The organism is Synechococcus sp. RC10B2 (assembly GCF_047502635.1).
Genome location: NZ_JANSHO010000059.1, coordinates 45,283 through 70,306 on the forward strand (window position 1 = coordinate 45,283; position 25,024 = coordinate 70,306).

Genomic DNA, 25,024 nt, shown 5'->3' on the forward strand with positions numbered 1-25,024 from the left:
GGCTGACAACTCCCCCGTGGCCTGCGTCTTTCAAGCGATCCCAAGAAATTTTAGGAGATTTCGGAGAACAAATCCTTGAGGGCAGTGCGGGCGGCCAAGTGCTTGCGGGTGGACTCGAGGATCTCGGCTTCCCGCCGCAGGCGATTTTCGGTGCTGACCATTTCCAGCAGCGCTTGCTGCTCCCGGGGAGCCCCGTGAAAGTGGCTGGCAACCCAGTAGGATAACTCTATCGGGGTAGTGGGCAGTCGCTCCGGCAGCTCCGTCTCCCGCTCCATTAGCTTGCCGGAGAGGCGCACCACATCCTGAAGTAGGGTGGAAACCTGCTGCACCAAGCCCTGCAAATCCGCAGTGGTCGGCTCATCCTCAATCCACTCCACCAGCCCCACCCGGAAGGGCTTTTCCCGCACGTAGTTCAACACCCGGAAGCGCTGCTGCCCCAAGGTCAAAATGTCCATGCGGTCATCCGGCAACCGCTGTACCTGCAACACCTCGGCACAACAGCCCACCCGCACCGGGGATCCCGTCTGGGGATCGAACATCAGCACCCCGAAACGGCGATCCGTCTCCAGGATGGTGTTGATCATCATGCGATAGCGGTACTCGAAAATGTGCAGCGGCAGGGGGCGGCCCGGAAACAACACCACCTCTGGCAGGGGAAACAGGGGTAGCTCACGTACGTCCACAGAAGAGGAAGGCATAAGGCTTTGCTTTTTGCGCTACTGAGTCTAGTTTAGCGATCTCGACGGAGCCACACCGACCGATTCCTAAGCAAAGCGGTGGTGCCAAAGGGTGATGGCGATGGCCAGGGCATCGGCAGCATCGTCGGGGCGGGGCAGGCTGGGCAGATTGAGCTCGCGGGCCACGGCGGCTTGCACGGCCTGTTTGTCAGCGCGCCCGTAGCCCGTCAGGCTTTGCTTCACCTGGGCAGGGGTGAACTCCACCGGCACCAGATGATACTGGGCCAGGACGAGTAGGATCACCCCCCGCGCCTGGGCGATGGGGATGGTGTTGCCCATTTTGTAGAAGAAGAGCTTTTCCAACCCCACCTGATGGGGCTGAAACTGGCGCAGCAGCTCCTTTAGATCCTCGTAGAGGGTTTGCAGCCGTTCCGGGATTGATTGCTCCCCAGGGGTGCTGATGACTCCGTAGTCCAGGGAGCGAAGTCCGCCGGCACCTGCCAGGATGCAGCCAAAACCCACCGTCCCCAACCCCGGGTCGAGGCCGAGGATACGCTGCTCAGGGGTGGGGTCTGAGGACTCCGTCCCGCTGACGCGAGAGGACTCCGTCCCGCTGACGCGATCAGGCAGGGGGTCTCTCCTTGCCGGCAGAGGCGTCCGGCGTGGCATGGTCGGTGTACAAATAGGTCAACCCCGAGATCAGAGTGAGGGCCACCGCCACCCAAAAACAGGGGATCCCGATAGGCCAGTTCAGGATCAGCAGGGCGATGGCCAGGATTTGGGCGACCGTCTTGGCTTTGCCCCAGAGATTGGCGCCGCGGATTTGGCTTTGGTTGGCCCGCCAGCCGGCGATGGCCAGCTCTCGCCCCACCAACAAAAACACTCCCCAAGCGGGGATCCGCCCCAGCTCCAGCAGGCTCAGCAGCGGGGCCAGCACCAGCAGCTTGTCCACCAGGGGATCCAGAACCTTGCCCACATCGGTCACCAGCCCATAGCGGCGGGCCAAGTGGCCGTCCAGCCAATCAGTTGCCGCCGCCAGCAAAAACGCCCAGAAAGCCAGCCCTTGCCCCAGCGGGGATCCCAGGCCCAGCCCCAGCAGAATCAAAGGGATCCCTCCAAGGCGCAGCAAGGTGATGGCGGTGGGCAGGTTGAGCCACGCCGGCTTGGGAACTAGGACTGGGCTGGTAGGGTTCACCTCGACCTCCTTGACGACCTCGACTACCGATAGCGGCCTAAGCGCTCGGTGAGCAGGCGGTAAAACTCCTCGGCATCCACCCCAAAAGCTACCTGCACATTGGCGGGGCGGCCACTCAGCCCCCAGCGATCCACCACCGTCCGGCCCAGATTGAGGGGGCTAGCCGTCTCCACCTCCACGTAGCAGGGCTTGAGCTCGAACAACTGCGGCTGCAGCAGGTAGGCGACTACACAGGGATCGTGCAGCGGCCCCCCCGGCAGGCCGTAGCGCCGGATGTCGAACTTGCCGTAGAAGGCGAGCATGTCGGCCACCGTCTGGCCTACCCGCGTGCCGAGGGCGCGGATCCGCTCGATCCGCTCCGGCGTACTGAGGACTTGCTGGGTAACGTTCAGGCCCAGCATCACCACCTCGGGGATCCCGGCGCTGAGCACGATCTGAGCAGCATGGGGATCGGTGAAGATGTTGAACTCGGCGGCCGGGGTGGTGTTTCCCTCAAAGGCAGATCCCCCCATGAACACCAGACGTCGGATGCGCTCCACGATGCGGGGCTGCTGCACCAGGGCTACTGCCAAGTTGGTCATCGGGCCCAGCAGCGCCAGGGTAACCGGCTCCTGCGCCGCCATCAAGGTCTCGATCAGGTACTGCACGGCGTGCAGGGATCCCAGCGGCATCTGGGGCTCCGGCAAGTTGGCCCCGTCGATCCCGCTTTTGCCGTGCACCTCTTCGGCAGTCTGCAGCGGGCGCAACAGCGGGCGGGGACAGCCGGCATAGACTGCCATCTGCGGGCAGCCGGCCAGCTCGCAGATCTGCCGGGCGTTGCGGCTGGTTTTTTCCACAGAGACATTGCCGGCCACCGTGGTAATGCCCAGCACCTCTAGCTCCGGCGAAGCCATCGCCAGGAGCAGGGCCACCGCGTCGTCTTGGCCGGGGTCGCAATCGATGATCAGGGGCACCATAGGGCTCCCAGAGGCCTTTCACCCCTAGTGTAGGCGGCAATGGCACGCTCTCTTTGAGTCTCCCTTGGCTGACTCTGAAGGCCAAGGCAGATTCCGGTCAGGTTTAAGAAGATTTAAGATTTAAGATCGAAGGCGGTTCTTATCGTTTTCTATCCTTATTGAAGCCCGACACCCACCCACTGCACATCAGCCTTTTGCTCGACTGGGAGCCGCCTGCTGGAGAGCCGCTGGCGGCAGAGGCTTTGTTGTCGCCAGAACGCTTTGTGGCTGAGGTCTTCCAGGATCCGGAAGCCTTTCTGGAGGCTCTGCGAGGGGAGGAAAACCATCCGGACTGCCTGGTGCTGCTGGTGGAAGCGACGCGGCTGGACAAGCTGGAGGCGTTGGGCTGTCAGCTTTGCAAGCAGGGACTGTTGCTGCCGACAGTGGTGGCCATTGTGTCGGAAGAGCTCAAACCGGAAGGCGGCGCCAGCCGCTCCGGCGAAGCGTCCTCCCCCCCTGTTCCTCCGGGGGCGAGAGCTCTGCTCAAGCGGGAGCGGTTTTTCTACCACAACGCCACTCTGGTTCGCCTCGTCTCGCCGTCAGAGCTGTTGCCGCCAAAGGGATCCCAGGCCACTCCTTCTGCTTCTCCCTTGGAGCTGCTGATCAACCGAGCCATTGCCCTGTTTCTCCAGATTTCCCCCACCTGCAGCCTGCCTGCAGCAAACCCTCACCCCAAGGATCAGCCCTACCTGCTCTACACGCACCAGCAGCAGCGGCGGCTGGCGGAAAAGCTGCGGGAACGCCTCGGCTACGCCGGCGTGTACTACCATCGGGATCCGGAGCTGTTCTACCGCCACCTGCCCCCCGACGAGCAGCAGGCCCTCATGCGGCGGCTGCGTAACCTTTACCAGGCTATTGTCCTGGAGTATTTTCAATCTCCTGAGACCGTCAATGCCCGCATCGACGAGCTGGTGGCCCTTGCCTTTTTTGCCGACATCGGCGCCGCCCAACTGTTGGAGCTGCACATGAACCTAATGGAGGATTTTGCCAAACAACTAAAACTGGAGGGTCGCAGCGAAGAGATCCTGCTGGATTACCGCCTCACTCTCATCGACGTGATGGCCCACCTGAGCGAAATGTACCGCCGCTCCATTCCCAAATCTGCCCCAAGGGATCCCTAGGTTATGTCCACTCGCAAAGCCTATGTCCTCAAGCTCTACGTGGCGGGCAATACCCCCAATTCTCTGCGCGCCCTCAGCACCTTGCAAGACATTCTGGAAAAAGAGTTCCGCGGCGTGTACAGCCTGAAAGTCATCGACGTCTTGAAAAATCCGCAACTGGCAGAGGAAGATAAGATCCTGGCAACACCGACCCTGGCCAAAATCCTGCCGCCGCCGGTGCGGAAGATTATCGGCGATCTGTCCAACCGAGAGAAGGTGCTCATCGGCCTAGATCTGCTCTACGAAGAATTGGACGAAGAGGCTTAGGACAGGTTTTAGGGGAGAGAGGGGCATGAACCAACCATTGGAACCTTCTGAGTCAGAAAAGCTGCAAGGTAACGCCGCGGAGGGGATCCCATCGACCTACTTCCTGGGCGGGCCCGAGCCGCGGGGGATCCCGAAAAAACAGACGGGTATCGAGGGTTTTGAAGACATCAGCCACGGCGGGCTGCCCCTGGGCCGCACCACCTTGGTCAGCGGTACCTCCGGCACCGGCAAAACTCTGTTTGCCCTGCAGTTTCTCTACAACGGCATTGTCAAGTACCAGGAGCCAGGGATCTTTGTTACTTTTGAGGAGACCCCTGCCGACATCATTCGCAACGCCGCCAGCTTCGGCTGGGATCTGCAGGCCCTCATCGACAAGGGGCAGCTCTTTATTCTGGATGCTTCGCCGGATCCGGAGGGCTACGAGGTAAGCGGCAATTTCGATTTGTCGGCCCTCATCGAGCGCATCCAATATGCCATTCGCAAATACAAAGCCAAGCGGGTGGCCATCGACTCGGTAACGGCCATCTTTCAGCAGTATGAGCCGGCGGGCGTGGTGCGGCGGGAGCTGTTTCGCCTGACAGCCCGCCTCAAGCAGGCCAACGTCACCACGGTCATGACCACCGAGCGCACTGAGGAGTACGGCCCCATCGCCCGCTATGGGGTGGAGGAGTTCGTCTCCGACAACGTGGTGATCCTGCGCAACATCCTGGAGGGGGAGAAGCGGCGGCGTACCATCGAGATCCTGAAGCTGCGGGGCACCACCCACATGAAGGGGGAATATCCCTTCACCATCACCAACGAGGGGATCAACATCTTCCCGCTGGGAGCGATGCAACTGACGCAGCGCTCTTCCAACGTGCGCGTCTCTTCCGGCATCGAGAAGCTGGACGAGATGTGCGGCGGTGGCTTTTTCAAAGACTCGATTATCTTGGCTACCGGCGCCACCGGCACAGGCAAGACCTCGCTGGTGAGCAAGTTCCTCGAGCGAGGCTGCCTAAATGGGGAGCGCTGCATCCTGTTTGCCTACGAAGAGTCGCGGGCCCAGCTTGCCCGCAATGCCTCTTCCTGGGGCATCGACTTTGAGGAGTTTGAGCGGCAAGGCCTCCTTAAGATCATCTGCGCCTACCCCGAGTCCGCCGGCCTGGAAGACCACCTGCAGAAGATCAAAACCGAGATGATGGCCTTCAAGCCCTCCCGCATGGCCATCGACTCGCTGTCGGCGCTGGCGCGGGGTGTGAGCCAAAATGCTTTTCGACAGTTTGTTATCGGCGTAACCGGCCTGGCCAAGCAGGAGGAGATCACCGGCTTTTTCACCAACACCACCGATCAATTCATGGGATCCCATTCCATTACCGAGTCGCACATCTCCACCATCACCGACACAATCATTCTGCTGCAGTATGTGGAGATTCGCGGCGAGATGGCACGGGCGCTCAACGTCTTTAAAATGCGGGGATCCTGGCATGACAAGGGCATCCGCGAGTACCTCATCTCGGATTCGGGGATTCAAATTCGCGATTCCTTCCGCGGCTACGAGCGGATTATCAGCGGATCCCCGACCCGCATCAATGTGGATGAGAAGAACGAGCTCTCTCGAATTGTGCAAAATGTCCAATCTTTGGACGAGTAGGGGCTTGGGCTTGACCGGCGCCAACTGCCCCTAACATTTTGCAACCATAGGTTTTTGGCTGCGTGCATCCGCCAGGGGCTCCTTTGTTCAGCGATCTTCCCGACTTTTTCCCTCAACCCAAGAGCAGCTCTTCTCCCACGCCCATCTCGGCCATCGGCGAGGCGGGGCTGTTGCAGATCGTGCAGCGCTACTGTCCTGCCCAGGTGGTGGGAGACGACGGGGCGGTGTTGCCCGCTCCTGAGGGGCAGTTGGTGGTGAGCACCGATGTCTTGGTGGAGGGGGTTCACTTTAGCGACGTGACAACCCCGGCCCACGCGGTGGGCTGGCGGGCGGTGGCGGCCAATCTCTCGGATCTGGCAGCGATGGGATCCCGTCCGCGGGCGTTGGTGGTGGGCTTGGGCCTGCCGGGATCCACGCCGGTGGCTTGGGTAGAGGAGCTCTACGAAGGGATGCGGGCCTGCTGTGCCCGTTGGGGAGCAGAATTGGTGGGGGGGGATCTGTGTCGGTCGCCGCAGCGGTTTGTGGCGATCACGGCCCTGGGATCGGTGCAGCCGGGGCGGGCGATTGAGCGCAGACGGGCTCAGCCGGGCGATTGGCTGGTGGTCACAGGGCCCCACGGCGACGCGCGGGCCGGCCTGGAGCTGCTGCTCCATCCCGAACAGGGATCCTCAGCCACGGCAGCACAGCGGCAGCAGTTGATCAGAGCCCACCAATACCCGCGCCCGCGCTTGGATGTTCTGTCCCTTTTGGAAGCGCTCCCCGGTCCTCTGCGCCTGGCCGGCATGGACACCAGCGATGGCTTGGCGGACGCCCTGGTGCAGGTGTGCCAGAGCAGTGGGGTAGCGGCGCGGATCGCGGCGGAGCGGATCCCGATTTCGGTGGCTTTGCGCCAGGCGTTCCCGGCCCAAGCTTTGGAGTGGGCGCTTTATGGGGGCGAAGACTTTGAGCTGCTTCTCAGTGCCGAGGTGTCGGTGGCCAAGCATCTGTTGGAAAAGTTGCCAGGAGCCGCCTGGATTGGGGAAGTAACCGGCTGGGATCCGCAGGGGACGGTGCGGTTGCAGGACGGGCAAATCCTCAGCCGCCAGCAGGCCTTCCAGCACTTTTGAGCCTGTCTGAAAAACTCACTGGCCACCTAGGCCGCTCAAAACTGCCCAAAGTTGAAAACCAAGCTACTCGAGTCGGAAAGGAAACCGGAACTGGGATTGGGTAACCTGGAAGTGTAGAGAAAACCGCAAAAGGACAAACCTCGGCCCGAAAAGGCCGCGGGCACGTGCAGAACTTCGGAGAATTGGAGACTTCTGGATGAAAGCTATCTTAGCAGCAGCCGCGATCGGTTTGGCAGGGATCCCTCTGCTGGCCCCCTTGCCAGGAGAGGCCCAGCCGCTTTTCCAATTGGGTGCCTACCGCCTTGAGCAGGGGACGATTATTCCCGTCGGCAGCCTCAGCAGCGAAGGGCCGCAATACTTTTACCCCGACACCATCTACCCGCTGGAGGTGGCCGTCACGCAAAACATTTTCGACAACCAGGGGCGTTTGGTGATCCCGGCGGGCAGCCGCGTTTTTGGGCAAATGGAACCGGCACCGGGCGGATCCCGCTTTGTTGCCACCTCCATCGTCCTCGGCGGTCGCACCTATAGCCTGCAGGCCTCTTCCGGCATCCTCCACGACGAGAAGGATCCCCGCCAGTATTCGGCTGAGGCCATCGCCCAGGATGCAGCCATCGGGGCAGTCGCAGGCACCCTTTTGGGAGCCATCAGCGGCGGCGTCTCGGCGGGCAATGTTCTAGGCGGGGCAGTGGCTGGCGTGGTGGTGGGCAATGTAACCGCTCCCCAGGTGGTGGTGCTGCGCCCCGGCCAGTCGTTTAATCTGACTTTGGAAGCGCCGCTCACCCTGTAATCCCCGGCTTCTATTCCAAGGCAGGGGTGGAGATCCGGCAACTTGTGATTCACTGGATCAGCAAGTTGTGGATCCCGTGTCTCTATGCCTGCAGAATCCAAGTCCACTCCTGTCCTGCACACCACGGAGCACACGTTCAACGCCGGGGGAAAGTCCTTCCCCTACAGGGCGGTGGCCGGCTGGCAGACCCTCTTCCGGCGGGAAAAGCCGGTAGCCGAGATCTTCCACGTCGCCTATCTGAGGCAGGAGGTTGACTCCCGACAGCGGCCTCTCACCTTCGTCTTCAACGGCGGGCCGGGGGCGGCCTCTGCCTATTTGCACATGGGATCCCTGGGGCCGAGACGCCTCCGCTTTGGGCCCAACGGCAGCTTGCCGCCCTCGCCAGTGCAACTGGTGGATAACGGCGAAAGTTGGCTGCTGTTTTCTGATTTGGTCTTTGTCGATCCGGTGGGGACGGGGTTCAGCCGCGCCCTGCCCAAGGAGTCTCAAGACGCCAAAAGTTCTCAGGAAAAATCCGATCCGGCGGCCAAGCCCACCCAGGCGGAGGAAAAGGAAGACGAGCCCCCCAAGGAGGCTCCCTTTTGGGACGTGGAGCGGGATTTGCAATCCTTGGGCGAGTTTATCCAGGGCTTCCTCTCGCGCTACAAGCGCTGGCTCTCTCCCATTTTCATTGCCGGCGAGAGCTACGGGGGCTTTCGGGTGGCGCGGCTGGCCAAGGAGCTGCAAGCCAAGTTTGGCGTGGGCCTGTCGGGGGCTATTCTCATCTCGCCGGCCATCGAGTTCGGGCTGCTGGAGACCACCGATTACAACCTCAGCACCTGGGCAATGCTTTTCCCCTCCTATGTCGCCACAGCAGCCTATCATGGGCGGTGTGGCTGGGGGGAGGATTTGCAGATCCTGCTGCCCAAAGCAGAAGGCTTTGCCCGCCAGCGGCTGTTGCCCCTCTTGGCCATGGGAGAGGCGATGCCAGAAGCGGAGCGGCAGGCCATCTACGCGGAGATGGCGGCAGGGATCGGACTCTCGCCGGAGTATGTGGCCCACAAGGGGGGGCGGATCGACCCGGCCAGCTTTGCCCGCGAGCTGTTGCGCTCCCAGCGGCTGGTGCTGGGGCTCTACGACGCCTCTGTAACCACCGTGGATCCCTTTCCGGATCGGCCTACCTTCGAGGGATCCGATCCCACCTTAGATGGGGTAGATCGCCTGTTTACTGCCGCCATCAACAGCCACCTGCGGGAGACCCTGCAGGTGGACACGGAGCTGACCTATCACCTCCTGAACCTAGAGGTGTTCAAGTCCTGGCGCTTCGCCCCCAAGGGGGAGCTCAAGCAAGGGTTCATCGGCGCCATGGACGAGCTGCGCAGCAGCATGGCCCTCAACCCCCACATGCGGGTGAGCATTCACCACGGCTTCTACGACCTGGTCACCCCTTACTTTGCCTCCAACCACCTGGTGGATTTGATGAAGCTGGATCCCCGCCTCAAGGCCAACCTCACCCTGCGCCACTACCGCGGCGGCCACATGTTCTACACCTGGGATCCCTCGCGGGCCGAGTGGTTTGCCGAAATGGCTGAGTTTTACCGAAAGGCCGTTTCCAGCTCGGGGATCCCTGCGTGATGGGCAATCCCAACCCCGCCTGCCTACTGCCGCAGCCAACGGGTGGTGCCGTCTTTTTGGTCGATAAGGGTGATCCCCAGAGCCTTTAACTGCTCCCGAATGCGATCGGCTTCGGCAAAGTTTTTCGCCTTGCGGGCCGCCGTGCGTTGGGCCACCAGCTCTTCAATCCGCGCGTCTTCAAGGGGTGGAAGCTTGGCCAGTTCCCCGTTGGCGGCAGCTTTCTCGGATCCCTGGGCAGGCTGGGGCCAGCAGAAGCCCAGCGTGGCCAAGATCTCCAGCAGGGCGGCGCCCTTCTGCCTCAGCAAGTGCGGCTGCAGGTGGGTGTGGCCCTGGTGGGTCAAGAGGTTGTGCTCGCGGATCAGTTCCTTGGCCAGCTCAAAGGCAAGAGCCAGCGCCCCAGGGGTGCCGAAGTCGTCGTCCATGGCCGTCTGGAAAGCCCTCATCGCCTCGGAATCGGGGGATCCCCCTTGGCCAAACTGCTGGGCGCAGTGGATCCCTTTTTGGAGAGTCTCCCAGCCGTGGCTGGCCGCCTCCATTGCTGCTTCAGTGAGGTCAATCGGGCTGCGGTAATGGGTCTGCAGCAGGAACAGCCGCAGGGCCATGGGGTGATAGAGGGCAAGGGCCTGTCGTAGGGTGGTGAAGTTGCCCAAAGATTTGGACATCTTCTGGCCGTTGACGTTGACAAAGCCGTTGTGCAGCCAGTACTTGGCCAGCGGCTTGCCGGTAATTGGCTCGGATTGGGCCAGCTCGTTCTCGTGGTGGGGAAAAATGAGGTCTGCCCCACCAGCGTGAATGTCGATGTGATCCCCCAGAGTCTCTCGCACCATGGCCGAACACTCGATGTGCCAGCCCGGTCGCCCCCAACCCCAAGGGGACTCAAACCCCGGCTCGGAAGGGGGGGCCGCCTTCCAAAGGGCAAAGTCAAAGGGATCCCGTTTGCCAGCGCCCTCTTCTCCCACCCGGCCGCTGGCCCCTGCCTCCAGCTCCTCCAGCTTGCGACCGGAGAGCTGGCCGTAATCCGGGAACTTACGGACGGCATAGTAGACATCGTAAGCAGGAGTCTCCCCCTGAGGGGCGAGGGGATCCCGTACCCGGTAGGCAAAGCCCTTGAGCTCCAGCGATTGGATCAGCTCGAACATGGCCCGCAGCGATCGGGTTGCCCTGGGGTAGAGATCGGCCCGCTTGATGTTGAGGCGATCCATATCTTGGAAATACTCGGCGATGAAGCGTTCCGCCACCGCCTGCATCGACTCGCCCCGCTCTAAGGCCCGCTTGAGGATCTTGTCGTCCACGTCGGTAAAGTTCTGCACATACTTCACCCGGTAGCCGCGGCACTCCAGGTAACGACGCACCATATCCCACACCACATAGGTGCGCGCGTGGCCGAGATGGCAGAGGTCGTAAACCGTGACGCCGCAGACGTACATCCGCACCAGCGGCTTCTCCCCGCCCGCCGCCTCGTCGGCAGAAATGGACTCAGAGCCACCGAAGGGTTGAAACACTTCTTTACGGCGAGTCAAGGTGTTGTAGACAACCAAAGTCATGGAGAATCCTGGTTTGTAGTTTCAGCTACAGCAAAGCGGGCTTTATCTTCCAGATCGGCACGGTGGCACACTCTGTTCTACATCGGATAAGGCTCGACAAAATCTCAACAGGCCGAAGGCTGAAATCATTGTGGGACAAGCATTTTAGCTGAAGTTACCTGCAAAGACTTGTCTAGATTTATTAACTACGGTACTCTAACCTGAGTGCGAACCAACGTATTCATTATCGAACTGCGCTTGGGCTTCACCGGCCTCGGTGGAGCTTGCAGCAAGGGGCCGCTGGCCTCAATTTTGACATCTTCTCTTTCACTCTAGTGTCAGCCTGTTGGTGTGAGGATGCCCCAAAGATTGACGTTCTCAGATGCCCAGGGGAGGGAGCTGGACATCCATAGCGCTGCCGTGAGCACCCTTTCTCCGCCCAAGGATCCGGCAGGGATCCCGACCGCTCAGGAGCGGGCTGCCGAGGGGGGAGAGCCGGCACTTCTGTCTGCCCCGTCAAGACTCCGGTGGGCTGGCTTAGCCCTTTCTCTCAGCTTAACGGGCCTGGTGTGGCTCCTGAAGCTGGAGGCCGATCCCCACGCCGATGCCCTGGAAGAGTCAGGGCCGGCCCCCTCCGATGAGCCAGCCGAGCTAGAAAATCCAGATCCCTCGACCTTGGCTCCGGCGCGACGGGGCTACCCGAGGTGGGCCACCGGCCTCTTGCTCATGCTGGGCTTGGCGGGGGTGGCCACGCTGCATCAACGCCAGCTTTCTCGTCACCCTTGGGGATCCCGGCTAGCGGAGCCGATTCCGCCCTCGGTGCACACGCTGTCCGGCGCCCTGCAGCAGAACTACGAGCAAAAAAAAGCCCAACTGCGGCAAGCCTTCGAGGCGGGCCAGATTCCGACTGGGGAAGGGCCCCGAGGCATTCTCGAGCATGAGGTGCAGCCGGGGGAAACCCTCTGGCATCTGACCCAGATGTACCAGCTCGATGCCGCCGCCATCACTGTCTCCAACGGCATTCAAGCCAGTACGCCGCTGCGGCCAGGGCAGAAGCTGCTGATCCCCAGCCAGCCGGGATTGATCTACAGCGTCAAGCCGGGAGATACACTGGAAGACATTGCCAACCGCTACCGGGTTCCGCAGCAGCGGATCATCGAGGCAACTCCCCTGGATCGGCCTGAGTATCTGCGCATTGGCCAACGACTGCTCATCCCCGGCGATGTGGGCGAGCTGATCCGGCGCGAGAACGAGATGCTCGCCCGCCGCGAGGCAGAAGAACGCCGCCGCCAGGAAGAGGAAGCCCAGGAACAAGCTCGATTACAGGCCGAGCAGCAACGCCAGGCCCAGCAGATGCAGCAAGAACGACAGGCCCTCTTGGCCGGTGGCTCGCTGGTCCACACGGTGGGAGCTGGCGACACCATCGAGCGGATTGCCGCTCGCTATGGGGTGACGCAGCGGTCGATCATCCAGGCTAACAACTTGCGCAATCCCCACTGGCTACGCATTGGCCAACGCCTGACAATTCCGGCGCCTGGCACGCAGCCCGCCCCGCCGGCCCCCGGGCGACGAGCCCGGAGCCAATCCCAAGCTCGGCCAGCGCCGGCAGCTCCTCCTCCAGCTCTTCCTCCGGCCCGCAGCAGTGGCTTCATCTGGCCGGTTGCGGGGCAAATCACCTCCGGCTTTGGCTACCGTCGCGGTCGCTTCCATGCGGGGGTCGATATTCCCGGCCCGGTGGGATCCCCCATTGTAGCCGTTCAGGAGGGGGAGGTCATTTTTGCCGGCAATGCCGGGGATGGCTACGGCAATCGCGTCGATATTCGCCATCCCAACGGGATCGTTACCCGCTACGCCCACGGTCACCGGATCTATGTGTCCAAGGGCCAGTATGTGCAGCAGGGCCAGGTAATCATGAGCCGGGGCAATACGGGCCGCAGCACAGGGCCACACTTGCACTTTGAAGTCCGCCCCGGCGGGGGCGCGCCTGTGGATCCGCGGCCCTATCTGCCCTAAACACGTTTCAAACAAGAGGCTGCGCAGAACAGCCAGTCCCGGGCATAAATTGCTAGCCTAAAAAAGCAAACTCCAGACCGTAGGAACACGCCGATGCAGTGGGTGAACGCGCTCTCCCAGCTCCCTTCTCTGGAAGCGGCTCTGCGGCAGGTGGTGGAGGAAGCTAAGGCTAAGCTCCAGGTAGCCCAACTGAAGAGCGCCCTGACGCGACAGGTGCAGGCGGTGGGATCCGGCAGCCTGCCGGGGCTGCTCACCGGGTACGTCCCCTCTCAGCCGCTGCGGCCCAACTTGGGGATCCTGTTTGTGTCGGCGGCCTTTGCCAGCGAGTACATTCGCGTGCTGCCCCTGTTGTCGGAGCTGTTGGAGGTGGACGTTTTGATCGGCTGCTCCGGCGGCGGGATCGTGGGTGGGGGGCATGAAATTGAGGAGGGGCCGGCCCTGTCGCTGTCTTTGGCGGTGCTGCCGGATGTGGCCTTGCACCCTTTTTATTTGCGGGGAAACCAATTGCCCGACTTGGATGCACCTCCTTCGGCCTGGATAGACTTGGTTGGAGTTTTGCCGCAGAGCAAGCCCCATTTTCTGCTCTTGGCGGATGGATTTTCCTCTCGAATCTCTGAGCTGTTGCAAGGGCTGGATTTTGCCTATCCGGGGGCGGTCAAGGTGGGGGGATTGGCCAGTGGCGGCCGCGGCCCTCGCGGCAATGCTCTGTTTTTGCTGGATGCGCGTACCCCCACACCCCGGCGGGAGCTGTATCGGGAAGGCACGGTGGGGCTGGCCCTCTCCGGCAACGTGGTGCTAGATGCGGTGGTGGCTCAGGGATGTCGCCCGATTGGGGATCCCTTGCGCGTCACCGAAGCGGAGGGGAATGTGATCCTCAGCTTGGAGGGGCGTCCTCCTTTGGCGGTCTTACAGGATTTGGCCGAACGGCTCAGCCCATCGGATCAACGCTTGGCCCGCCAAGCTCTCTTCATCGGCCTGCTGATGGACGAGTTCAAATCCGAGCCGACGTCGGGAGATTTTCTCATTCGCGTGATCCTGGGCATCGATCCACGGGTGGGGGCGATCGCCATCGGGGATCGGGTGCGCCCCGGCCAGACGGTGCAGTTTCATCTGCGCGATGCCCAGACTTCGGCGGAAGATCTGCGGTGGGCCCTCAGCCGCTATTGTGCCGAGCGCAACCTACAGCAAAGCTACCCCGCAGAACGCTCCTCTCAACCCAAGCCGGATCCCTGTGGGGCGCTGATGTTCTCCTGCCTGGGACGAGGCAAGGGGCTGTACGGTACCCCCAACTTTGACTCGCAACGGTTTCGGGAATTGCTGGGAGAGCTACCCCTGGGGGGCTTTTTTTGCAACGGCGAGATCGGCCCGGTGGGGGGATCCACCTTTTTGCACGGCTACACCTCCTGCTTTGGGATCTTCCGGCCCGCCCGCTAAGGTTTTGGCAATCCTGAGCTGAGTTTGTAGCTGAGACCCAGACTCCCTCAGCGACGCTGCCGAAGTCCTGGAGCTGCCCCAGCGGGGAAAGAAGGGAAGCTGGAGCGGTGGTCTATAATCCTGCCAATCCCTCGATCGCCGCCCTCAGCCATGGCCGATGTCGCTCCGGTTGTCACTTCTGCCCTTCTGACTGTTCAGGGGTTGCGGGTTTTCTTGCCCAGCCGCACTGCCGGCAGCCAGGCAGAATGCTTGGGATCCCCGGTGGTGGATGGGCTGTCCTTTCAACTGGGGGCCGGACAAGTCCTGGGCTTAGTGGGGGAATCCGGATCCGGCAAGACCATAACCGCCCTGACGCTGATGGACTTGCTGCCCAGCTCCGCTCGGGTGGAAGGCACCATTCTCTTTCAGGGCCCCCAGGGAACAGTGGACTGGCTGCGGCTGGATCCCCGGCAACGGCGGCGCTACCGCGGCTCCCAGATCGCCATGATCTTCCAAGAGCCGAGCACCGCCCTCAACCCCCTCTACACCTGTGGCCAGCAGTTGCGGGAAACCCTGAGGGCCCACACCTCCCTCCCCCCAGCGGAGCTCCGCGCCCAAGCCATCCGCCTGTTTGAGGAAGTGCAGCTTTCTCCCCAGATGCTGGAGCGCTATCCCCATCAGCTCTCCGGCGGCCAGATCCAGCGGGCGGCCATCGCCTGTGCCATCGCCTCTAACCCCAAGCTGTTGATTGCTGATGAGCCGACTACCGCCTTGGATGTAACGGTGCAAGCCGAGATCTTGCGCCTGCTCCGGGATCTGCAGCAGCAGCGACAGATGGCGATCCTCTTCATCACCCACGACCTCAATTTGGTGGCGGAATTGGCGGATCAGGTGGTGGTGATGTGCCGGGGCCAAGCCGTGGAACAAGGATCGGTGAAACAGATCTTTTGGGATCCCCAGCACCCCTACACCCGCGGCCTGCTGGCCTGTCGCCCACCGTTGGAGCGGCGGTTGCGGCGGCTGCCCACCGTCCAGGATTTCCAGGAAAAGGGGGGATCCCTCGAGGAGCGGTGGCAGCAACTGGAGATCCCAGCCGCCGAAGAGGAAGAACGGCTGCGCCAGATATGCAGCCAGCCCCCTCTGTTGCAGGTGCGGGAGTTGCGCACCCACTATGCCGTCCGTCGCGGGCCATTGGGCCGCCAGGTGGGCGAGATCCGAGCTGTGGACGGGATCAGCTTCGACCTGTATCCAGGCGAAACCCTGGGGGTGGTGGGCGAGTCCGGCTGCGGCAAAACCACCCTGGGGCGAACCCTGTTGCGTCTAATCCGCGCCAGTTCCGGCCAGGTAATCTACGACGGAGAAGACTGGCTCCGCCTGCCGCCTCGGCGCCTGCGCCGCTTGCGCCGCGAGATCCAGCTTATCTTTCAGGATCCGGCAGCCTCTTTGGATCCGCGCATGAGTGTGGGAGCCAGCGTCATGGAGCCGATGGTGCTGCACGGGATGGGGAGAAACGCCGCCGAGCGGCGAGCACGAGCCCAACGCCTGTTTGAACGAGTCGGGTTGGATCCCGAGGCGCTGGATCGTCTGCCCCACCAGTTTTCCGGCGGGCAGCGGCAGCGGATTTGCATTGCCCGCGCCCTGGCTTCGGAGCCGCGCCTGCTCGTCTGCGACGAGGCAGTGTCTTCCCTGGATGTCTCCGTACAGGCCCAGGTGCTGAACTTGCTCAAGGATCTGCAGGAGGAGCTGGGACTGACCTATCTGTTCATCTCCCACGACCTGAGCGTGGTCAAGTTCATGAGCGACCGCATTCTGGTCATGAACCGAGGCCGCATCGAAGAAATTGGCCCTGCCGCTCAGATCTACCGGAACCCGCAGCAGGACTATACCCGCCGCCTCATCGCCGCCATTCCCAAAGGGGATCCGAAAAAGCGTGCCCGCCAAGCCGGATGAAGGGTCTCCCCTGGAGCGGCGCCCACCCGCCTCCCGGCCAGATTTGCAATGAGGCTAGAATTAAGTAAACTTTGAGTCGTAAAGCTTTGGACTCTTGTTAGCTGATTTAACAAAACGTTTTATCCGCAGTTTGGGCTGCAACCGGCTATGGCTCGCATACTCATCATTGAGGACGACCCTTCAATTCTGGATATTCTGCGTATCAATCTGGAGTTGGCGGGCTATGAGGTCGTGAAGGCCACCGATGGGGTACGCGGACAAGCACTGGCTCTGCAGGTTCTTCCGGATCTCATCATTCTCGACCTGATGCTGCCCCAGGTGGACGGCCTGACGGTTTGCCAGCGCTTGCGGCGGGAGGAGCGCACCAGCGAGATCCCGATCCTGATGCTCACCGCCCTCGGCCAAACCCAAGACAAGATTGAAGGCTTCAACGCTGGCGCCGACGACTACCTGACCAAACCCTTTGAGGTGCAGGAGCTGCTGGTGCGGGTGCGGGCCCTGCTGCGACGTGCCGATCGCATTCCCCAGACGGCCAAACACGGCGAGATCCTCACCTATGGCCCCCTCACCCTGGTGCCAGAGCGCTTCGAGGCGGTGTGGTTTGGCAAAACCATTAAGCTCACCCACCTGGAGTTTGACCTGCTCCACTGCCTGATGCAGCGGCACGGCCAGACAGTCTCCCCCAGCGAAATCCTGCAGGAAGTGTGGGGCTACGAGCCCGACGACGACATCGAGACCATTCGCGTCCACATCCGCCATCTGCGCACCAAGCTGGAGCCGGATCCGCGCCACCCCCAGTACATCAAAACTGTCTACGGGGCGGGCTACTGTCTGGAGCTGCCCAACATTGCCGATCCCCAGCCGCTGCAGCCGGAACTGGCAAAAGACTCCTCTTCCCCGTAAAAACCACCTGCCGTAGGAGAGCTAAAAGTTCCCAGAGGGCTGGCAAGCGCTGCTTAGCTCGCCAATGAAGGTCATTAGCCTACTCACTGATTTTGGTCTTCAGGATCCCTACGTGGGCATTCTGAAGGGGGTGATTTGGGGGATCGCGCCCCAGGTTCAGTTTATCGACCTTAGCCACGAAATCCCGCCTCAGGACGTGGCAGCGGCCCGTTTTGCCTTGATGACGGCCTATCCCCATTTACCTTCTGAAACCATTCACCTAGCGGTGGTAGATCCAGGGGTGGGGAGCAGCCGAAGGGCGGTGGCCATCCAAACCCAAGGAGGCTATTTGGTCGGCCCTGACAATGGCCTCTTCAGCGGCGTTCTGGAGCAATCCCCACCTCTAGCTGCTGTGGAACTCAACCGACCCCGCTATTGGCGCACCCCCTCCCCCAGCCGTACCTTTCACGGGCGGGATATTTTTGCCCCCGTGGCCGCCCACCTGGCCAACGGGATCCCCTTGGCAGAGTTGGGGGATCCCTTGGATGTGGCCGAGCTGGTTCGCTGGGACTGGCCGCCACCTCAGGCAGAACCCGACGGCGGCCGCGGCGTGATCCAGTCCATCGACCGCTTCGGCAACGGCATCACCACTCTCCCTGGCAACTGGGTAGAGGGCCGCAACTGGAGGGCCTGGATCAAGGGGATCACCATCCGCTCCGCCGCCACCTTTGCCGAGGGAAGCGAGGGCGAGCTGCTTGCCCTGGTGGGCAGCTCCGGCTGGGTGGAGATCGCGCAAAACCGGGGCAACGCCAGCCGCACCTTGGATTTCAAAGTAGGGGACGAGGTGCGCGTGCAGTGGGATAGCTAGCCGAACTCCCTCCCCCCTGCCCCCTCTCGCTTGGGGAGAAGGGAGACTAGGCAGGCTGGCTTTCCACCGTTAAAGTTTCCGGCTCAGCTGCGGAAGTTGAGGTTCCTATCTGAACTTTGACCGCCCGCACGGCATCGGCCTTGGGCAGGGTGAGGGTGAGAATGCCATCCCGGTAGATGGCCGAGACTTTTTCCGGCTGAATGCTTTTGGCTAGCTTGAGGGTGCGTTGAAAAGGCTGAGGCTCCACCTCTTGGTAGCGTAATTCAGCACCTTCAGGGCCTTGAAGCTGGATCTCACCGCTGATGGAGAGCTGCTGGGCTGTGGCCTCGATGTGGAAGCGTTCCCGATTGGCCCCCGGCGCCCACAACTGGACGATGTAGGCTTCGCCGCTCTCCCAAACCTGTAATGGCGTGGGGAAGAAAGTGCGAGGGTGCTCTCCAGAGCTCTGCTGCCTCGGGAAGTCAAGGGTGCTTTGCTGCACGCGCACATCGAGGATGGGGGTGAAGTAAACCAATTGCATAGCCGCTCCTTGGGTAGTAGGGTGGACAATTCTTGAAAAACCGGTCAACAGGGGTAACAACCGGATCCCACCGTTCTACAGAACTCCCCCCACGTCGGAAAAAGCTGTATTGAGACGAGATGGGATCCAAACCCCGTTCTGCTTCAATGATCCAAGACCGCTGTTGCCAGCAGGGAGGGCAAACCGATCCAGCTAGGGGAGGATCCCATCACCTTTCTCCAAAGTTCACTTTGGACAACCTCATCTAGAGCCAGCGGGATCCCTGTCGCAACCTTTTCTCTGCCGGTTCGATCGGCTTCTGCTGAGAATGCTGCCGCCAGACAGCTTGACAGAGGCATGGGCGTTAGGGCCGCGCGGTAACAGCCTGGATTCTCTAACAGTTCAGCACAGTTTATCAAAGCTTAAAAGTCTAACTCTAGCTTCAATTGAAGTTGTTTGGTTAGTCTCTCAGTTTGGTAGCAAGTTTTGAGAGAGACCTGACAGACAAGGCAGGCCGCCTCTAAGATGGCCTTCAAACCAGGACAGCTTGAGCAGTGGGATCCCATGTACGTGTATTGCCCAGAAGAAGTTTTGGAGGCAGGAGCGCCATACAACCTTGAGGAGCTGATAGAACGGCTGGAGCAGGGGGATCGCACCCTTTTAAGCCGGTTGTTCGACGTTCGCTACCCCTACTGGAAACGCAACCTCCGGCGCAACGTTCGCTTGGTGGCTGATCTGCGCTATCTGGGAGAGGTGCCGGTTTTGGTCTTGTTTGGCCTTTGGGGGAGAGGCAGCCACGAGTACCGAGAGTTCCTGGAGCGGCGGCAGGATCCCAGCTATCAAGAGCGGGTGAGGAACTGGGTGTCTGACGATCAGCTACAGGCATGGCTGGCACAAAGGCAAGCGGAAAATGAACAAGAAGAAGCGCGGCAAAACCAGCTCCTCCCTCTGCCCAACGAACTGTACGATTGGATACAGTTTTTAAATACTCCCAACCGCCAGGAGCGGCTTGTGTTGGAAAGCGGGGAATGGGTTCGGCAAGTGCAAGCCCTTTCTCTAGAACAGCGGCGCCAAGTGTATCGGGCGGTAGAGCAATTCATCATTGGCGATGAGAAAGGGAATCTCTACTGGAAACTACCACTGTTTTATCCAGAAACTGAGGTTAGGTGCTGGCGGGAAGGCTCGATACATCTGGCTATCAGCCTGGTGCAGGTATGTGAGCAGGAAAAAGTCTTATCTCCATTTTTAATTGGAGTTTACGACCACGCTCCGGAGCAGAGAGAGCGGTTTGACCTGGGGCGCCGAACTTGCCTATTTGGGAGGGGGGCCGATCAGCCGGATATTCTCCAACACCCACAATCTTTAGAGATTTGGAAGCGATATGCCCGCCGCGCCTACCCCGACTCCATGGTTGCAGATGAAAACGTCTGGCTGGAAATCCAGGAGACTACAGAGGGGAACTTAGCTTTGTCGATGGAGGAAGAAGAAATTCTCCAAAGCACCTCTATGCCTCTACTAATCAACGGGCGAGCTGGGAGCGGCAAATCTCTGATGTTGTATTACCGTTTTGCTGATTACTGCAGCCATTACCTGAAGGATTCAAGCAAAGGAAGCTTTCAGTACCGTCCTCTCTTTTTAACCTATAGCCCGAGTCTAGTACAGCAAGCCCGCAGCAAGGTAAGTACAATTTTGCGGGTCAACCATCGTTACCGAGAGAGAGGCAGTGACTTCTCAGAAGGGGAAATTGAGCGATGTCAAGCTTTCTTTAGCACCTTCCAGGACTACCTGTTAAGCTGCCTTCCACCAGAGAGACAAGAACGCTATCAACCGGAGCGATATGTCAATTTTTATCGATTCCGGAGCTGGTACCGCGGCCGCAGTGATGTAGAATTAGCTTGGCATACGATTCGTACTCTGATCAAGGGCTATGGAGTAAGCGACTACTTGGATCCAGATTGCTATCGGGAATTGCCTCAAGCCGACCGCACTGTAAATGTAGAAGTCTTTGATCGAATATACGAGCAAGTTTGGCCGGGTTATCAAGAACGAACTACCTACGGAAGCTACTGGGACGATCAAGATTTGGCTAGGGATGTGTTACAGAATGGTTTTCTTAGATCAATTCACCCAGTCATTTTCTGTGATGAGGTTCAAGACTTTACCCAGCTTGAACTGAATATTGTTTTCTGCTTGTCCCCCTGGGGAAAATATAAGTTGGATTGGGCTATCGAGCGTTTACCTTATGCTTTTGCTGGGGATCCTCTGCAAACTATCAATCCTACAGGATTTCGTTGGGGTGCCCTGAGGAGGTATCTCTACGAGCATATCCGTGCTTACTTGTTGCCCGGCCATTCTCTCGAGATTCCAAGTCCCCGGGAGTTAAAAAATAATTACCGCTGTAGCCCTCAGATTACTCGTTTTAGCAACCTTATCAACTTGTGGCGGCGAGTTCTTAGCAATGATCGGGGGATTTGCCCACAGCAGCCTTGGCGTTTTCAGGAACCGGGGAGGCCAGCTCAAAAGTTTGTACTGGATGGCCAAGACAAGAACTTAACTCAACATGAGCTGAGGAGTATGCTCAGGAACAGCACGGGTACAGTTTGCATCCTGCCTTGTTCTATAGGAGAGGAGCTGGACTACGTGCGCCAAGATCCCGACCTCCAGAGGGTTTTTGCCGAAGAGCTGGAGCAAAATCTCAAGCCGGCGCTGCTGCAGACTGTTACCGCTGTCAAGGGCATGGAGTTCAAAAAGATCATTCTCTACAAGTTTGGCGACTGCTATCGACAAAACTTTAGCCGAAGGCTTAACCACTACGCTCAAGAAGCTGCAGAGAAGGTATCCCTGCAACTACATTATTTTCTCAACCAGCTATACGTTGGTATTACCCGCCCCATCGAAGCCTTAGCTGTTGTGGATACTGCAGCCGGCTGGCGGGAATTCTGGGATCCTGCCTTGGAGATTGACTTTTGGCTCAATCACTCTCATTTGCAGCCCGATCGATCCCAATGGCAAACGCATCCGCCTGTACTGGCCGGCTTCGCTCAAGGCACTGGCATCCAATACTGGACGGATAAAAACTTACAGGATGTGCTGGACTTGGCTCTTGGGTTTCTTAGGCAAGGGGTAGAGGAGGGAAATCCTGAGCTCTTGGAAGATGCGCGCGCCTTTGCTCGGCAGGCAGGCAACCAGAAATTAGAACAGGAATGCCAAGCTTGGATCCTCAAGCTGCAGAGGGATTACGTTTCTGCAGGCCGTCAGTTTTTAAGCTTGGAAAGATCCGCCCTACCCAATAGAAATCTCATCCGAGAAGCCTGGGAGTGCTTTTGGAAGGCAAAAGCCTGGTCAGAGTTGCAGCAGCATCGTTCTACTCACTTTGCCAGGTGCTCCGAGATCCCTAACTACGGTCCTCTGGTGGATTTGATGGTGGTAACCCAAAGCAGCTCTGCCAAGTCCATGGAGCGCTTTCGACAGATAGTTCGAGTGCGAGATTGGTTGAGCGTTGAGGTCAGCCCGAAGCATTCGGATCTGACTTGGAAGGTTTGTGTGGAGAAGTTTTTGGCGGAGCTGGAGGAAGTTTTCGATAACCTAGGGACTTTTTGTCCTAAGCCGGAGGATCGTGAACTTTTTTGGCAAGAGACTCTTGAGGCTTTGAGGGAGCGTTTGGCCTTTCTTGGCCAGCGGCAGCCGTTCGCAGGGCAATATCACAAGATTCTCGGCATCTGTTATTTCCAGCAACAAAAACTTGAGGAGGCAGTTGCCATTTGGGATCAAGGTGGCCAAACGGAGCATTCCCGCTACTACCGAGCCAAGATCCAATTGGAGAAGCCGCCTGGCCAGGTGAGGTGGCTATCCAAAGACCGGCAGGACGCAGCAGTGGTGAGCAAATGGCAGGAGGCGGGACGTCCCCTCGCGGGCGAGTGGGAGGAGTACATCAACGACGTCATTCTCAGCCTGGAGCGCTTGAAAGAGTGGCCGCTGCTGCTGCGAATCCTGATCCGGCGCCGCGAGTGGTGCAGGCTTTGGGAAGTGGTTCAGGCCCACCCACAGGCGTGGCAGCGCGGACATGACTACGAGTTGGTGGCCAGCATGGCTCGAGACATGGAAACCAACTGGGATGAGCTGAGGTGGAAGCTCCCTGGACTGCGGGATTTTCTGCAGGAAGTGGTAAGCAGTGTGCGCGGGGAGCACGCTTGGTGGCTGCAGCCGCTGGAGGTGGGCCTAGCCTACGAGCGACTGGGCTGCTACCGAGATGCGCTCAGGTTTTATGAGCGCTTTGCTGAAAACAGAATCGGTAGAATCCCAAGATGGCAACGCTCTCAGATTCGGCAGCGCTGGCTTTTGGTTCACAAGAAGTACAGAGATTCTCTGCAGGCGGAGGGACGACCGACCGATCTTTTGGCGGAGGAGTTTAGCCGCGCTCAAGAGCGCTGGCGTGAGCAACTGCCCCAGGCAGAGCCCGAGCTGGAGGAATGGGATCCCTGGCCACATGACTTCGTGGAGCACCCCAGCCCTGTTCAAAGTTGGCTGCTGCAGCGGGAGCAAACTGAAGCTCAGAGACTGCAAGTGGCAATCCGCGAGGAACTGAAGCGGCTCAACGAGAGGCAGCTCCAGCAAGTTCATAGCCTGATTCAGCGATTGCTCGGCCCAGGTTGAGAAGGAGTTGGAAGTAGAGCCAACTACCGCAAGATCTGCCGCAGCCGCTCCAGGGCGCGTTGGTTTTCTTCAGGGGTGCCCACCGTTAGGCGCAGCCCGCCGCCGGTACAGCGCACACAAGTTCCCAGCTCTTGCCAGGCCCGCTGCAGATCCTGGGGATCCCATCCTGCCACCCGGAAGTAGAGAAAATTGGCCTGGCTGGGCCACACCCGCACCCCCGGCAGTTCCTGCAGGGCTTGGTAGAGGGCATCTCGTTCCTGACGGATGAGGGGTAGGTCGGCCAAAAACTCCTCGGCATGTTCCAGGGCGATCTGAACGGCCCACTGGGAGATGGCCGAGAGATTGTAGGGCAGGCGGATGGAGTCCAGCACCTGGATAAGCTGCGGATGGCCGATGGCATAGCCCACCCGGTGAGCTGCCAGGCGAAAGGCTTTGGAGAAGGTGCGCAAGATAACCCAGTTGGGGTGCTCCGCCAGCTTGGGCAGGGCCGTGTGCTGGCTGAACTCAAAATAGGCCTCATCGAGGATCACCAAAATCTCGGCGGGCAACCCTTCAACCCACTCCCACTCAGCGGTGCTCAGGCCATTGCCGGTGGGCGAATTGGGATCTACCAAGCACACCACCCGCACCCGCTGCTCCGCTACGGCCTGTTGACACCGCCCCAGATCCAGAGCAAACGTCTCGGGATGGCGGGGCACCCGCACCACCGGGATCCCCAGGCTCTGGGCTAGGATGGCGTACATGGAAAAGGTGGGCTCTGCAACCAAAACGCTGCCCCGCTCGCCCACACAGGTGGCGATGAGCAGGGAGCGGATTAGCTCGTCGGAACCGTTGCCCAGGCTAATCTGGGCCGGATCTGCCCCGGCATAGGCGGCGATGGCCTGCTTGAGGCCCTGGTGATGAGCATCGGGGTAGCGGTTGCTCGGGATCCCTTTTTCCCAGAGGAGGGAGAGTTTCTGCTTGAAGCCCACCGGCCAATCCCAGGGAAACTCGTTTGCATCCAACTTGTCGGCAGCTTGGGGCGGCACGGCATCATAGGGCTTGAGGTGAAGCAAATCCGGGCGCAGATACCGCAAGGCACACATCTCCCTACCCTAACGGAGCAAGGTACCTATAATAGCAGGGCTGACCCGCTTGCCGATGTAGGCTACAGTGTTCCTAACAGGTACGGGGCTGACGGGGCTCGAACCCGCAACTTCCGCCGTGACAGGGCGGTGCTCTAACCAATTGAACTACAGCCCCAGGAGCTGCGAATACCTATTCTGAACTTAGATGAGGATGGTTGTCAATCATGGTATCTAGTCTGGCGGCCCAGGCAGCAACGCTGGTAGAGGAGGCCCCGCAGAACGGGATCCCGACAGCGGCGATGCAGCAGGTGGCGGAGGTGCTCACCCAGGTGGCCCAACACCTGGATCACCTGCAGTACACCACCTTGCGCTACCCCGATGGTGGCTGGCTGACGGTGCGGGTGGTGGAAAGCTCCGCCGGGGCGGACTCCCCCCCAGAACCCGAGCCCCCCGGCCATCTGTGGATCCCGGCCTTTGGCCACCTGGAAGATGCCCAAGCCACGCTGGCGGAACTTCGGCAGCAAGCGCCGGACTTAGAGGCCACCTCCTTTGGGGTTTTGGAGCTGCTGTTTTTGGCCCTGGGCCTTTCCCGCGCCGAAGGCATCGTCTTTTACGACCAGGCAGGGGATCGGCGGCAAGGGAAAGCCGTGGCCTGCCGACCTCTGGCGGAGCAGGTGAGCCAGGCCCTCCGCAGAGGCCTTCCTCCCATAGCCTAAGGCGGG

At 60.3% G+C, this 25,024-nt stretch carries 20 protein-coding genes and 1 tRNA gene; 13 read left to right on the forward strand and 8 right to left on the reverse strand.

The window, feature by feature from the left end; translation table 11 throughout:
• Positions 1–50 precede the first annotated feature (50 nt).
• The 4 genes from NW855_RS08060 to NW855_RS08075 form a co-directional block, all read right to left on the reverse strand.
• Positions 51–698: an LON peptidase substrate-binding domain-containing protein gene (locus tag NW855_RS08060; RefSeq protein ID WP_011430728.1), complete on the reverse strand. Its 648-nt coding sequence runs from the start codon at positions 696–698 to the stop codon at positions 51–53.
• A gap of 66 nt (positions 699–764) precedes the next feature.
• Positions 765–1,346 (reverse strand): crossover junction endodeoxyribonuclease RuvC, encoded by a 582-nt coding sequence (gene ruvC, locus NW855_RS08065; protein WP_414346959.1) that lies wholly within the window; start codon positions 1,344–1,346, stop codon positions 765–767.
• The gene (gene pgsA / locus NW855_RS08070; protein ID WP_099813062.1) at positions 1,300–1,872 is read right to left on the reverse strand and encodes a CDP-diacylglycerol--glycerol-3-phosphate 3-phosphatidyltransferase; all 573 of its coding nucleotides are present in this window, start codon (positions 1,870–1,872) and stop codon (positions 1,300–1,302) included. The genes ruvC and pgsA overlap by 47 nt, the downstream gene beginning before the upstream one ends.
• 23 nt (positions 1,873–1,895) lie before the next feature.
• Positions 1,896–2,828, reverse strand: a complete 933-nt coding sequence (locus tag NW855_RS08075; RefSeq protein ID WP_011430725.1) for a nucleoside hydrolase — start codon at positions 2,826–2,828, stop codon at positions 1,896–1,898.
• 158 nt (positions 2,829–2,986) lie between these two features.
• Here NW855_RS08075 and NW855_RS08080 point away from each other — a divergent pair, with 158 nt between their 5' ends.
• The 6 genes from NW855_RS08080 to NW855_RS08105 all read left to right on the forward strand — a co-directional run bounded on the left by NW855_RS08080 (position 2,987) and on the right by NW855_RS08105 (position 9,434).
• Complete coding sequence (locus NW855_RS08080) at positions 2,987–3,988, forward strand: circadian clock protein KaiA (RefSeq protein ID WP_240527350.1); 1,002 nt, start codon at positions 2,987–2,989, stop codon at positions 3,986–3,988.
• A 3-nt stretch (positions 3,989–3,991) separates the two neighbouring features.
• Positions 3,992–4,294 carry a circadian clock protein KaiB gene (gene kaiB, locus NW855_RS08085; protein ID WP_011430723.1) on the forward strand — a complete coding sequence of 101 codons (303 nt, stop codon included), beginning with the start codon at positions 3,992–3,994 and terminating at the stop codon, positions 4,292–4,294.
• Positions 4,295–4,319: 25 nt separating this feature from the next.
• On the forward strand, positions 4,320–5,924 hold the full coding sequence (gene kaiC / locus NW855_RS08090; RefSeq protein ID WP_011430722.1) for a circadian clock protein KaiC: 1,605 nt from the start codon (positions 4,320–4,322) through the stop codon (positions 5,922–5,924).
• Positions 5,925–6,007: 83 nt separating this feature from the next.
• Positions 6,008–7,030 (forward strand): thiamine-phosphate kinase, encoded by a 1,023-nt coding sequence (gene thiL, locus NW855_RS08095; RefSeq protein WP_011430721.1) that lies wholly within the window; start codon positions 6,008–6,010, stop codon positions 7,028–7,030.
• A 196-nt stretch (positions 7,031–7,226) separates the two neighbouring features.
• A complete protein-coding gene (locus NW855_RS08100) occupies positions 7,227–7,820 on the forward strand; it encodes a hypothetical protein (RefSeq protein ID WP_011430720.1) in 594 nt (197 codons plus the stop codon).
• 84 nt (positions 7,821–7,904) lie between these two features.
• Positions 7,905–9,434 (forward strand): S10 family peptidase, encoded by a 1,530-nt coding sequence (locus NW855_RS08105; protein ID WP_011430719.1) that lies wholly within the window; start codon positions 7,905–7,907, stop codon positions 9,432–9,434.
• A gap of 23 nt (positions 9,435–9,457) precedes the next feature.
• Here NW855_RS08105 and cysS read toward each other — a convergent pair whose 3' ends face one another.
• Positions 9,458–10,978: a cysteine--tRNA ligase gene (cysS, locus tag NW855_RS08110; RefSeq protein ID WP_011430718.1), complete on the reverse strand. Its 1,521-nt coding sequence runs from the start codon at positions 10,976–10,978 to the stop codon at positions 9,458–9,460.
• A 348-nt stretch (positions 10,979–11,326) separates the two neighbouring features.
• On the opposite strand from cysS, the gene NW855_RS08115 reads away from it, so the two are divergent.
• From NW855_RS08115 to NW855_RS08135, 5 genes are all read left to right on the forward strand, one after another.
• The gene (locus tag NW855_RS08115; protein ID WP_414402446.1) at positions 11,327–12,970 is read left to right on the forward strand and encodes a LysM peptidoglycan-binding domain-containing protein; all 1,644 of its coding nucleotides are present in this window, start codon (positions 11,327–11,329) and stop codon (positions 12,968–12,970) included.
• A gap of 93 nt (positions 12,971–13,063) precedes the next feature.
• Positions 13,064–14,404 carry an FIST N-terminal domain-containing protein gene (locus tag NW855_RS08120; RefSeq protein WP_011430716.1) on the forward strand — a complete coding sequence of 447 codons (1,341 nt, stop codon included), beginning with the start codon at positions 13,064–13,066 and terminating at the stop codon, positions 14,402–14,404.
• A gap of 150 nt (positions 14,405–14,554) precedes the next feature.
• Positions 14,555–16,333, forward strand: a complete 1,779-nt coding sequence (locus NW855_RS08125) for an ABC transporter ATP-binding protein (protein ID WP_011430715.1) — start codon at positions 14,555–14,557, stop codon at positions 16,331–16,333.
• Positions 16,334–16,480: 147 nt separating this feature from the next.
• Positions 16,481–17,236 carry a response regulator transcription factor gene (locus NW855_RS08130; protein WP_011430714.1) on the forward strand — a complete coding sequence of 252 codons (756 nt, stop codon included), beginning with the start codon at positions 16,481–16,483 and terminating at the stop codon, positions 17,234–17,236.
• A 64-nt stretch (positions 17,237–17,300) separates the two neighbouring features.
• The gene (locus NW855_RS08135) at positions 17,301–18,083 is read left to right on the forward strand and encodes an S-adenosyl-l-methionine hydroxide adenosyltransferase family protein (protein ID WP_011430711.1); all 783 of its coding nucleotides are present in this window, start codon (positions 17,301–17,303) and stop codon (positions 18,081–18,083) included.
• A 46-nt stretch (positions 18,084–18,129) separates the two neighbouring features.
• Here the strand turns inward: NW855_RS08135 and NW855_RS08140 are convergent, their stop codons facing one another.
• A complete protein-coding gene (locus NW855_RS08140) occupies positions 18,130–18,603 on the reverse strand; it encodes an Hsp20/alpha crystallin family protein (RefSeq protein WP_011430710.1) in 474 nt (157 codons plus the stop codon).
• A gap of 2,619 nt (positions 18,604–21,222) precedes the next feature.
• On the opposite strand from NW855_RS08140, the gene NW855_RS08145 reads away from it, so the two are divergent.
• Complete coding sequence (locus NW855_RS08145; RefSeq protein ID WP_414508649.1) at positions 21,223–23,235, forward strand: hypothetical protein; 2,013 nt, start codon at positions 21,223–21,225, stop codon at positions 23,233–23,235.
• A 23-nt stretch (positions 23,236–23,258) separates the two neighbouring features.
• Here the strand turns inward: NW855_RS08145 and NW855_RS08150 are convergent, their stop codons facing one another.
• Positions 23,259–24,320: a histidinol-phosphate transaminase gene (locus NW855_RS08150; protein WP_011430707.1), complete on the reverse strand. Its 1,062-nt coding sequence runs from the start codon at positions 24,318–24,320 to the stop codon at positions 23,259–23,261.
• A gap of 83 nt (positions 24,321–24,403) precedes the next feature.
• Positions 24,404–24,477, reverse strand: a tRNA-Asp gene (locus NW855_RS08155).
• Positions 24,478–24,526: 49 nt separating this feature from the next.
• On the opposite strand from NW855_RS08155, the gene NW855_RS08160 reads away from it, so the two are divergent.
• Positions 24,527–25,018, forward strand: coding sequence for a hypothetical protein (locus NW855_RS08160; RefSeq protein ID WP_011430706.1), 492 nt, complete (start codon positions 24,527–24,529; stop codon positions 25,016–25,018).
• Positions 25,019–25,024: the final 6 nt, after the last annotated feature.

What these genes read in the sequence shown, in the direction of transcription:
- NW855_RS08060 (WP_011430728.1), bottom strand. Translation starts at nt 698, where the DNA reads ATGCCTTCCTCTTCTGTGGACGTACGTGAGCTACCCCTGTTTCCCCTG.
- NW855_RS08075 (WP_011430725.1), bottom strand. Translation starts at nt 2,828, where the DNA reads ATGGTGCCCCTGATCATCGATTGCGACCCCGGCCAAGACGACGCGGTG.
- NW855_RS08120 (WP_011430716.1), top strand. Translation starts at nt 13,064, where the DNA reads ATGCAGTGGGTGAACGCGCTCTCCCAGCTCCCTTCTCTGGAAGCGGCT.
- NW855_RS08135 (WP_011430711.1), top strand. Translation starts at nt 17,301, where the DNA reads ATGAAGGTCATTAGCCTACTCACTGATTTTGGTCTTCAGGATCCCTAC.
- NW855_RS08140 (WP_011430710.1), bottom strand. Translation starts at nt 18,603, where the DNA reads ATGCAATTGGTTTACTTCACCCCCATCCTCGATGTGCGCGTGCAGCAA.
- kaiC (WP_011430722.1), top strand. Translation starts at nt 4,320, where the DNA reads ATGAACCAACCATTGGAACCTTCTGAGTCAGAAAAGCTGCAAGGTAAC.
- NW855_RS08105 (WP_011430719.1), top strand. Translation starts at nt 7,905, where the DNA reads ATGCCTGCAGAATCCAAGTCCACTCCTGTCCTGCACACCACGGAGCAC.
- cysS (WP_011430718.1), bottom strand. Translation starts at nt 10,978, where the DNA reads ATGACTTTGGTTGTCTACAACACCTTGACTCGCCGTAAAGAAGTGTTT.
- NW855_RS08160 (WP_011430706.1), top strand. Translation starts at nt 24,527, where the DNA reads ATGGTATCTAGTCTGGCGGCCCAGGCAGCAACGCTGGTAGAGGAGGCC.
- NW855_RS08100 (WP_011430720.1), top strand. Translation starts at nt 7,227, where the DNA reads ATGAAAGCTATCTTAGCAGCAGCCGCGATCGGTTTGGCAGGGATCCCT.
- ruvC (WP_414346959.1), bottom strand. Translation starts at nt 1,346, where the DNA reads ATGCCACGCCGGACGCCTCTGCCGGCAAGGAGAGACCCCCTGCCTGAT.
- kaiB (WP_011430723.1), top strand. Translation starts at nt 3,992, where the DNA reads ATGTCCACTCGCAAAGCCTATGTCCTCAAGCTCTACGTGGCGGGCAAT.
- NW855_RS08150 (WP_011430707.1), bottom strand. Translation starts at nt 24,320, where the DNA reads ATGTGTGCCTTGCGGTATCTGCGCCCGGATTTGCTTCACCTCAAGCCC.
- NW855_RS08130 (WP_011430714.1), top strand. Translation starts at nt 16,481, where the DNA reads ATGGCTCGCATACTCATCATTGAGGACGACCCTTCAATTCTGGATATT.
- NW855_RS08125 (WP_011430715.1), top strand. Translation starts at nt 14,555, where the DNA reads ATGGCCGATGTCGCTCCGGTTGTCACTTCTGCCCTTCTGACTGTTCAG.